The sequence below is a fragment of the Streptomyces sp. SID11385 genome (assembly GCF_010548245.1).
Lineage (GTDB): Bacteria > Actinomycetota > Actinomycetes > Streptomycetales > Streptomycetaceae > Streptomyces.
This window is the reverse complement of record NZ_JAAGLR010000071.1, coordinates 1-8,015: the sequence shown is the minus strand read 5'-3', so window position 1 is coordinate 8,015 and position 8,015 is coordinate 1. Positions and strand designations below refer to the sequence as shown.

General features: G+C 75.1%; 6 protein-coding genes. 2 read left to right on the top strand and 4 right to left on the bottom strand.

What is annotated here, in order from left to right; genetic code table 11:
- Positions 1-2,987 (bottom strand): EAL domain-containing protein (locus G3I42_RS02545; protein WP_343244428.1); only part of this gene is annotated, 2,987 nt, incomplete at its 3' end.
- Between the two features lie 675 nt (positions 2,988-3,662).
- Positions 3,663-4,604 (bottom strand): 2-hydroxyacid dehydrogenase, encoded by a 942-nt coding sequence (locus G3I42_RS02540; RefSeq protein WP_164282216.1) that lies wholly within the window; start codon positions 4,602-4,604, stop codon positions 3,663-3,665.
- Between the two features lie 120 nt (positions 4,605-4,724).
- On the opposite strand from G3I42_RS02540, the gene G3I42_RS02535 reads away from it, so the two are divergent.
- Positions 4,725-5,831 carry an aldo/keto reductase gene (locus G3I42_RS02535; RefSeq protein ID WP_164282215.1) on the top strand — a complete coding sequence of 369 codons (1,107 nt, stop codon included), beginning with the start codon at positions 4,725-4,727 and terminating at the stop codon, positions 5,829-5,831.
- A gap of 314 nt (positions 5,832-6,145) precedes the next feature.
- Positions 6,146-7,339: a PQQ-dependent sugar dehydrogenase gene (locus tag G3I42_RS02530; protein ID WP_164282214.1), complete on the top strand. Its 1,194-nt coding sequence runs from the start codon at positions 6,146-6,148 to the stop codon at positions 7,337-7,339.
- 51 nt (positions 7,340-7,390) lie between these two features.
- Here G3I42_RS02530 and G3I42_RS02525 read toward each other — a convergent pair whose 3' ends face one another.
- Both G3I42_RS02525 and G3I42_RS02520 read right to left on the bottom strand, forming a co-directional pair.
- Entirely contained in the window at positions 7,391-7,654 is a 264-nt protein-coding gene (locus G3I42_RS02525; RefSeq protein ID WP_164282213.1) for a DUF6191 domain-containing protein, read from the bottom strand.
- Between the two features lie 88 nt (positions 7,655-7,742).
- The coding region (locus G3I42_RS02520; protein ID WP_164282212.1) for a LuxR C-terminal-related transcriptional regulator at positions 7,743-8,015 on the bottom strand (273 nt) is incomplete at its 5' end.

The window sequence follows — 8,015 nt, the reverse complement described above, 5'->3', positions numbered from 1 at the left end:
TGGTCCCGCGCCCCGCTGTCCGGCAGCGGCGCGCGCCCCGCGTGGTCCTCCCACGGCGTCCCGGTGAGCCGGTGCGCCGCCTCGGTGACGAGTTCGGGCAGCGCGTGCGCGGAACGCTGGGCGCCGGGGCGGACGGCCAGCGGGGTGCCGGCGGGGGGTGTGCGGCTCGTGTGCGCGGGACGGACCTGGACGGGGACGGCGGTGGGGAGGAGGGGCCCGGCGCCCGTGTGGTGCGCGGCGCTCGTGTGCCGTACGGGACGCGCGAGGGCGTTGAGCGAGGGGCGGGCGGCCGCGGCGGCCCGTACCGGCTCGGGACGGCGGCCCGGCAGCGGGTAGGTGCCGTGCGCGAGGGCGCGGCGCAGCCGGTGCTCGTCGAGCGGCCCGGAGAAGGCGAGGCCCTGCGCGTGGGTACAGCCGAGGGCCTGGAGGACGGTGACCTGCTCGGCGCGGTCGACGCCCTCGGCGACGGTGTAGAGGCCGAGGTCGGTGGCGATCCGCAGCACCCCGGCGGTGATCTTGTAGTGCCGGGCCGAGTCGACGACGCCGCCGACGAGACCCCGGTCGAGGGTGAGCGCGTCGACGGGGAGGCGGCGCAGCGCCTCGATCGTGGCGTGGCCCGCGCCGAAGCCGTCGAGCCCGACCCGTACGCCGAGCCTGCGCAGGACGTTGAGTCGTCGTTCGAGGGCTTCGAGCGGGACGCGGGGGTCGTCGAGGCGCACCGCGATCTGGAGGGCGCCCGCGGGCAGCGCGTACCGCGTGAGCAGCGCTTCGACGGAGGTGAGCGGCGTGGCCCGGTCGAGCAGGGCGCGGGCCCCGAGCCGGACCGAGACGGGCGTCGTGTGGCCCTCGCCGCGGCGCTCGGCGGCCTGTGCGACGGCCTCGCCGAGCAGCCAGCGGCCGAGCGCGCCGCCGCGTTCGCCGTCGCCGGGACCGCGCAGGAACTCCTCGGGCGTGAAGAGGATGCCCTGCGCGGAGCGCCAGCGGGCCTCGGCGGTGACGACGTCGACGGCGCCGGTGTGCAGGCACACGACGGGCTGGTGCAGGAGCGCGAACTCGCCCTCGTCCAGGGCCGTGCGCAGGCGCCCGGCGAGCGCGGTGCGGCGCGCGGCGTCGGTCTGGAGCTGGGGGACGTACAGCTCGACGCGGTCCTTGCCGAGGCCCTTCGCGCGGTACATCGCGAGGTCGGCGTTGCGCAGCAACTCGCCCGCGCCGAGGCCGTTCTCGGCGAAGGCGACGCCGATCGAGGCGGCGATGCGCACGTCCTGGCCCTCGATGGAGTACGGGAGCGAGAGGGCGACGCGGAGCCGTTCGGCGAGGTCCTTGATCTGCTGCTCGCGGGCGGCGGCGTCCCGGTTGCCGTCGCCGACGATGAGGGCGGCGAACTCGTCGCCGCCGAGCCTGGCTGCGGTGTCCCCGGAGCGGACGGACTCGTGGAGCCTGCGGGCGGCCTGGACGAGGAGTTCGTCGCCCGCCTGGTGGCCGATGGAGTCGTTGACGCCCTTGAAGCCGTCGAGGTCGATGAAGAGGACGGCGACGCCGGTGTCGCCGGCGCGGCGGCCCTTGAGCGCGCGGCGCACGCGGCGGGTGAAGAGGGCGCGGTTGGGGAGGTCGGTGAGCGGGTCGTGCTCGGCGTTGTGCTGGAGCTGGGCCTGGAGGCGGACGCGTTCGGTGACGTCGCGGCTGTTGAGGATGAGGCCGCCGTGCAGCCGGTTGACGGTGGACTCGACGTTGAGCCAGTCGCCGCAGCCGGACTTGAAGCGGCACTCGATGCGCGTCGTGGGCTCGCAGGCGGGGTCTGCGGCGAGGAACCGGCGGATCTCGTGCACGACCTGGCCGAGGTCCTCCGGGTGGATGAGCGAGGCGAGTTCGCAGCCGAGCATGGACTCCGCCTCGCGCCCGTAGACGCCGCTGGCGGCCGGGCTCACGTACCGCAGCACCCCGCTGGGCGCGACGATCATGATGACGTCGCTGGAGCCCTGGACGAGCGACCTGAAGTGCTCCTCCTTGTGGGCCAGTTCCTGGGTGAGCGAGATGTTGTCGACAAGCATGATGCCCTGGCGCAGGACGAGGGCGAGCACGACGGTGCAGGCGGTGATGAGCACGACACGGTCGACGCTGGGGGCGTTGACGGCGCTGTAGAGGAGGCCGAGGGTGCAGACGGCGGCTGCGAGGTACGGGGTGAGCGCGGCGAACGTGCTGGTGCGCGCTCGCGTCGCGGGTGGGGTCCTGACCGGTTCCTCGGCGGGGGCGCGCCGTGTGGAGCGGACCCAGGGCGCGTACGCGAGGAGCAGTGAGCCCGCGAACCAGCCGGCGTCGAGCAGTTGTCCCGAGCGGTAGCTGTCGCGCAGCAGTGGCGAGGTGAAGAGCGCGTCGCACAGCACCGTCAGGGCGAAGGCGCCGACGGCCGTGTTGATCGCGAACCGGCCCGCCGCGGAGCGCTTGAAGTGCAGCGCGAGCACCATCGAGACGAGCGCGATGTCCAGGAGCGGGTACGCGAGCGAGAGCGCCGCCCGGGGCACGCTCTCGCCGCGGAACTGCGTCGTGTGGGCGAGCGCGAGGCTCCAGGAGAGCGTGAGGAGCGAGCCGCCGATGAGCCAGGAGTCGAGCGCGAGGCACGCCCAGCCCGCGCGGGTGACGGGCCGTTTGGCGAGCACGAGGAGCCCGACGATGGCGGGTGGCGCGAAGAGGAGGAAGAACAGGTCGGCGAGACCGGGGACGGGCACGCTCTGCTGGAGGACGACCTCGTACCAGCCCCAGACGGCGTTGCCCGCCGCGGCCATCACCGAGGAGAAGGCGAAGAGGAGCCAGGCGGGCCGGAAGCGGGTGCGGCTGCGGCGCGCGTAGAGGACGCAGGAGACGCAGGCGACGAGCCCGGCGAGGCTGAGCCCGAAGTCGCCCATGAAGGCGGCGACGCGGGGCGAGCCCCAGCCGAGGACCGCGCCGAGCGCGTACCCGCCGCTGAGGAGGACGAGCAGGAGCTGGCCCACGAGGCCGGGCGCGGGACGCCGGGACCCGCGTTTTTCGGGGCCCGCGCCGACGTCAAGGCTCACGCCGCCTTCGGGGCCCGCGCCCGCATCGAGGGTCGCGCCGCCACCGGGGCTCGCCTCGCGCACGGCCTGGCGCGCGTTCACCGGACCGCTCCCGTGGGCGGGATGAGGACCCGTCCGGTGGAGCGGCGGGAAGAAGTGCGTCCGGGCAGCGGCTCGCGCCCGGCGCGCTGTGCGGGGCGGGCCCCGCGCTGTGTCGGCCGTGCCCCGTACGTGCTCGGCTGCCGTGTCTCAAGGCCCCGCATGCCCCGTCGCCCCCTCGGTGTCCCTGTCTCCGGCGTCCTCGGCCCGGCCGCCCGGCGGCTCGTCCCCGGCACCGTCACCGTCCGCGACGGCACCCCTGCGCCGACGATACACCAGAACCGTCACAGAGCGACATAGTCTCTCTACTCTCTGTGACTATCCGGATGCATCGCCTACGGTACGGGGCGATACGTGCGCGGTACGTGCCGGTAGCCGGGCCCGCTGGTTCCGTTCCCGGCCCATGGTGGGGCGAAAACCACCCACGGGGGGCCGGAACGGAACAAGCACGCCCGCACGGGGACGGCGCGGGCGGGAGGGGCGGCGGGGGCGCGAGGGGTTCCGCGGCGCCGCTCCCCCGAGCGGGCCGAGGTTTCAGCCGCGCGCCGTCAGCACGATGTTGCCGGGTTGTTCGCCCGCGGCGAAGCGGGTGAGCTGGCGGGCCAGGAGCCGCTTCGCGCGGGGCTCGAAGGCGGAGGTCGAGCCACCGACGTGGGGGCTGACGAGGACGCCGGGCGCGTGCCACAAAGGGTGCCCGGCCGGGAGCGGTTCGGGGTCCGTGACGTCGAGCGCCGCGCTGACGCGCCCCGTCGCGACCTCGGCGAGCAGCGCCTCCGTGTCGACGACGGGACCGCGCGCGACGTTGACGAGCAGCGCCCCGTCCTTGAGCCGCGCGAGGAACTCCGCGTCGACGAGACCGCGGGTCTGTTCGGTCAGCGGCGTCGAGAGGATCACGACGTCGGCCTCGGGCAGCAGCGCGGGCAAGGCGGTGAGCGGATGCACGTCACCGCGCTCCGTGGCACGCGCGGAGCGCGCGACGCGCAGGACCCGCGCACACTCGAAGGGCGTGAGCCGGTCCTCGATCGCGGCGCCGATCGACCCGTACCCGACGATGAGCACCGTCCGGTCGGCAAGCGCCGGGTAGAAGCCGGACCGCCACTCCTCCACGCGCTGCCCCTCGACGAAGCGCGGGATGCCGCGCAGCGAGGCGAGGGTGAGCGCGAGGGCCAGTTCGGCCGTGCTCGCCTCGTGGACGCCGCGCGCGTTGCACAGCACGACGCCCTCGCGCAGCCCCGCGACGGCCGGCGCGACGTTGTCGGTGCCCGCCGAGAGCGTCTGCACGACGCGGACGTTCTCCATGGCGGGGAGCGGACGCAACGCGACGTCGGTACCGCTCAGATAGGGGACGACGTAGAACACGCAGTCGGCGGGGTCGGCGGGGAACGCCTGCGCACCGTCCCAGCGGCGGTACGTCAGTCCTGATTCCTTCTCGCCGGGCAGGCCCGGGATCTGGTCGGCCGGATAGGGGAGCCACACATCGCCTGTCATGGTCAGGAGGCTAACGACCGCCGGAGGGCGCCGGGGAGGCCGGGGCGGGGCGCGCGAGGCGCTGCGGTTAATTTGGTGCGCGTACGTGCGGCGGGGAGGAAAGACCAGGTGGAGCGCAGGACGGTCGGGTCCGGGGCGCTGCGCGCGGGCGCTGTGGGTCTCGGCTGCATGCCGATGAGCTGGGCGTACACGCGTTCGCAGCGTTCGGGCGTCGAGTCGGAGCGGACGGTGCGGACCGCTCTCGACCACGGCGTGACGCTCTTCGACACCGCCGACATGTACGGGCCCTTCACCAACGAGCTGTTGCTCGCGCGGGCGCTCGGCGCGCGACGCGCGGAGGCGCTGCTCGCGACGAAGTGCGGGCTGCTCGCGAGCGACGGGCACCTCGTCGCGAACGGCCGCCCCGACTACGTACGGCGCGCCTGCGACGCCTCGCTCCGCCGGCTGCGCACCGACGTCATCGACCTCTACCAGTTGCAGCGGGCCGATCCCGAGGTGCCGGTCGAGGAGACGTGGGGCGCGATGGCCGAACTCGTCGCGGCCGGGAAGGTCCGCGCGCTCGGGCTGTGCGCGCACGACGCGCGGGCGGTGCGCGAGGCGACGGTACGGGGCGACGTCGCGCGCGGGGGTGCCGCGTCGCGCGGGGCTACGTCGCGCGAGGGCGGCGTGACGGTGCGGACGGCGCGCGGCGTGCTCGCGGCGCCGCGCGAGGCCCCGTACGCGCCGACGGTGCGGGTCCTGGAGCGGGTGCAGCAGGTCTTCCCGGTGAGCGCGGTGCAGGCGGAGTTGTCGGTGTGGTCGCCCGAGGCGCTGCGGGTGCTGCTGCCGTGGTGCGTGGCGCGCGGCGTCGGCTTCCTCGCGGCGCGCCCGCTGGGCAGCGGCTACCTCACCGGGACGCTCACGCCGGGCCAGGGCTTCGAGCCGGACGACGTACGGGCCAGGCACCCGCGTTTCACGGCGGAGATGATGGCCGCCAACCAGCCCGTCGTGGCGGGCCTGCGCCGCGTCGCCGCGCGCCACGGCGCGACGGTCGCTCAGGTCGCCCTCGCCTGGGTCCTCGCCGCCGACCCGCGTGTCGTCGCGCTCCCCGGGACGAAGCGCGCCGCGTTCGCCGCAGAGAACGCGGCGGCGTCGGCGCTGCGCCTCGACGCGCGCGACCTGCGCGAGATAGCGGCGCTCCCCCGGGCGCGGGAGAGCTGGGACGTGTGGGGGTGACGGGGCGGCAGGTGACGGTGGGGGTTGAGCGGTGGGGGGTGAGCGGTGGCGCGTGGAGGATGCCTGGCGCGTACGGGCACACGTCGCGCGGGCCGGGCGACGTCGCGTACGGGCACACGTCGCGTGCGCCGACCCCGCCACGTACCGCGCGACGTCCCGCCCCGCACCGGGCGACGTTCCGCCCCCGCGTCTCCTCGGGCGACGCGTGGGCCGCGCGACGCCCCGTAAGCCGTCCCGCGCCGTCATGCTGGAGGCCGGCGCGGGAACGCGTCGTGTGGACGTGACCGGGCGAGCCCGACCGAGAGGACCGTTTCGTGCGAGGCATTCCGTTTACCCGCGCCGCGCTGGCCGCCGCCGCGGCCCTGCTGCTCGCGGGCTGCTCCTCGGGCTCCGACGGCTCCTGGGACCCCCTCCGCAGCGCCGGCCCTTCCCCGTCCGGCGCGGCGAGCAGCGCGTCCGGGGCGAGCGGGGCGCCCCGGGGCACGGCGTCGGCGAGCCCGTCGGCGGCGCCCGCGAAGGGCTCGGTGGAGGTGGTGCGTACCGTCGCCGAGGGGCTCAAGGCGCCCTGGGCGCTCGCGCCGTTGCCCGAGGACGGGCTGCTCGTCTCCTCGCGCGACAACGGCCAGATCCTCCAAGTCGACACCGGGTCCGGCAAGAAGACGCTCGCCGGGACGGTGCCGGGCGTCGTGCACGAGGGCGAGGGCGGCCTGCTCGGGCTCGCGGTGTCGCCCGGCTTCGCGACGGACCACCTGGTCTACGCGTACTTCACGACCGCCTCCGACAACCGCGTCGCGCGGATGCTCTACGACGCGAAGAAGCCCGCCGGTCAGCGCCTCGGCGCCCCGAGCACGGTGCTGCGCGGCATCCCGAAGGGCGTCACCCACAACGGCGGCAGGATCGCCTTCGGCCCCGACGGCATGCTCTACATCGGCACGGGCGAGACCGGCGACCGGGGCCTCGCGCAGGACCGGAAGTCCCTCGCGGGCAAGATCCTGCGCGTCAACCCCGACGGCACCCCCGCGCGCGGCAACCCCGACCCCGACTCGCCCGTGTGGTCCTGGGGCCACCGCAACGTGCAGGGCTTCGCGTGGGACCCCGCCAGGCACATGTGGGCCTCCGAGTTCGGCCAGGACACGTGGGACGAGCTGAACCTCATCGAGCCGGGCAAGAACTACGGCTGGCCCGATGCGGAGGGCAAGGCGGGCAAGTCCGGCTTCCAGGACCCGCTGGAGCAGTGGAAGACGGCCGACGCCTCGCCGAGCGGCGTCGCGTGGGCCGAGGGCTCCGTGTGGCTCGCCTCGCTGCGCGGCGAACGCCTGTGGCGCGTACCGCTCGACGGGACGAAGGCCGCCGCGAAGCCGCAGGCGTTCCTCAAAGGGAAGTACGGGCGGCTGCGCGCCGTCGTCGCGGCCGGCGGCGACAAGCTGTGGCTCCTCACCAACGAGACCGACTCGCGCGGCACCCCGTCGAAGGGGGACGACAAGATCCTGGAGCTGCGGGTGAAGTGAGCCGGACCGGCCCGAGGCCGCGCGTCGCCCCTCATCCCGAGGCCGCGTGTCTCAGATCCGCCAGGCTCCCGGGTCCGTCACCGCGCGCGGCTCGGGGGCCGGCGGGTCGACGGTCTCCTCGGGGGTGTTCTCCATGGTGGGCGGGACGAGGCCGGCCGTCGTGACCCGCACGGTGACCTTGCCGGAGCGCAGGTCGATGGGGCCGTGGCCGGGGTCGCCGTCGCCGACGTCCTCACGGGTGAGTTCCAGGCGGCTGTGCTCGTCCTCGGTGTGCTTGCGGCCGGGATTGAAGAGCATGTCGAACGCGCTGAACACGGTGGGCCTCCCGCCTCGGGCAGGGTGCCCGCTCTGCCAGCGTAAGCCCGTTCGAGTGAAAGCGAGAGGGCGCGCGAGGTGCTGTGCCCTACACCTCCTCGGGCTCGGGGAAGAGCCGTAGCCGGTGCGCGACGGCCGCCGCCTCGCCCCGGCCCGTCACGCCGAGTTTGGCGATGATGCGCGAGACGTGGACGCTCGCCGTCTTCGGCGAGATGTAGAGGGCCTCGGCGATACGCCGGTTGCTGTGCCCGGCGGCGACGAGGCGCAGCACTTCGCTCTCGCGCGCGGTGAGGCCGAGGGCCTCGGCGGGCGGGGCGGCGGGTTCCGCCGGGGCCCCGGCCGCGGGGAGCAGCCGCCCGCG